1 protein-coding gene is annotated in these 1,953 nt (G+C 65.4%); it reads left to right on the top strand.

What is annotated here, in order from left to right:
- Positions 1-101 precede the first annotated feature (101 nt).
- Positions 102-1,940: an IS481 family transposase gene (locus JF781_RS27860; protein WP_101930931.1), complete on the top strand. Its 1,839-nt coding sequence runs from the start codon at positions 102-104 to the stop codon at positions 1,938-1,940.
- The last annotated feature ends 13 nt before the right edge of the window (positions 1,941-1,953 follow it).

Below are 1,953 nucleotides of genomic sequence, written 5' to 3' on the forward strand. Positions count from 1 at the left end.
GTGTTTGGTTTCAAGAGATCTTTGACGGTCTGTTCTCAAGAGACGCTTGACGTTTCGGCCTTATTCGTGATCTTGTTCGGTCCGGCTTTGTTGGTGTCGGGGTGGGCGGGGTTGTGGATCAGCAGGGGTTGGTGGAGTACCGGTATCGGGCGGTGTGCGAGGTGCTGGGTGGCTCGCCGATCGGTGAGGTCGCGTTGCGCTACGGCACGACGCGCCAGTCGCTGGACTCGTGGCGGGCGCGGTTTAAACAGGAGGGCATGGATGGGCTGGCTGATCGGTCTCGTCGGCCGCATTCCAGCCCGAGCATGTTGTGCGCTGATGTCGAGGCCCTGATCTGTCAGATGCGTCGGCAGCATCCGCGCTGGGGGGCTCGCCGGATCAGCCATGAACTGGGACGTCAGGGTCTGGAGCGAGTGCCGTCGCGGGCAACGGTGCATCGGGTGTTGGTGCGCAATGGCCTGGTCGATCCCCAAGCCCAGCAGCACAAACGCAAATACAAGAGCTGGCAACGCGAAGCGCCGATGCATCTGTGGCAGCTCGACATCGTCGGCGGGGTGCCGTTGGCCGATGGGCGCGAGTGCAAACTATTGACCGGCGTCGATGACCATTCCCGGTTCGTCGTGGTGGCCACTGTGTTGGCCACTCCGTCCGCGCGGGAGGTGGCTGAGGCTTTCACCGCGGCGATGCGCCGCTACGGGGTGCCCGCCGAAGTGTTGACCGATAACGGTGGTCAGTTCACTGGGCGGTTCATCAAGCCGCTGCCGGTTGAGGTGATCTTTGAGAAGATCTGCCGCGACAACGGCATCAAACAGCGGCTGACCAAGCCCCGCTCACCGACCACGACCGGCAAGATCGAACGATTCCACAAGACGCTGCGCACCGAGTTCCTCGATCACGTGGCGCCGTTCGAATCGATCGTTGCCGCCCAGCAAGCGATCGACGGTTGGATCGCCGCCTATAACCATCAGCGCCCGCATCAAGCGCTGGATATGGCGGTGCCGGCCAGCTTGTTTCGACCCAACGGCCCGACTCGCCTCGACGCCGAGCAGTCCACTGCTCCCGGGGTTGCGGCCCCGGCGGCGCTGGTGATCGATGTGATCGAGCCACCCCCGCTGCCGCCCGCTGCGGGCACTGCCCTCGAGTTCGACGTGCGGGTCCCGCCCAGCGGAGAGGTCACGATCCGCTCCGGGCGCCAGTCGGTCGCCGTGCATAAGAGCCTGGCCGGACGAACCCTGCACGTGTGGGCCGATCTGCGCAGCATTCACGTCAGCCTCGACGGCGAGGTCCTGCGCACGGTGCGCTCTCGACTCATTCCCGATGATCTGCGATACATGGCGATGCGCGGGGCCCGGCCGGCCGGCCCCGAACCCGAGCGCCCCGCGTTACGCCGCGCCAACGGCACCGCGGTGATCCGGCCCGGTGATGCGGTGGAGATCGAACGCACCGTCACCAAAGACGGCACCGTCTCGATCGCCGGCACCACCCACCTAATCGGGTTCGCCTGGGCCGGACGGCGCGTCACGCTGCGCCTCGACGGACACTTGATGCACGCCGTGATCGACAACGCCCTCGTCGGCACCTGGCCCTGCCCCATAGACACCGGGCAGCTGGGCCGTCTGAGCGGCGCACGTCCACCGGCCACGCCGCTGCCACCCCCACCGATGCCCGCGGGATCGCTGCGTGCTCAACGCAAGGTCCACGACAGCGGCCGGATCATGGTCGCTGGCCAAAACATCAAGCTCGGTCCCCGTCACCGCGGCAAGATCGTCACCGTCGTCATCGAGGACACCCACTTGCGCATACTGCACGGCGAGGAAGAGATCGCCGTCCGTCCCCGACGAAACCTCAAACCCATCACCCGGTTTCACGTCAGCGGCGCAGGAGCCATCCCCCAAAATCGTCAAGCATCTCCTGACGGCAAAACGTCAAAAATGTCCTGAGCCCATACATTGA

Source organism: Mycobacterium sp. WUMAC-067 (assembly GCF_020217485.1).
Lineage (GTDB): Bacteria > Actinomycetota > Actinomycetes > Mycobacteriales > Mycobacteriaceae > Mycobacterium.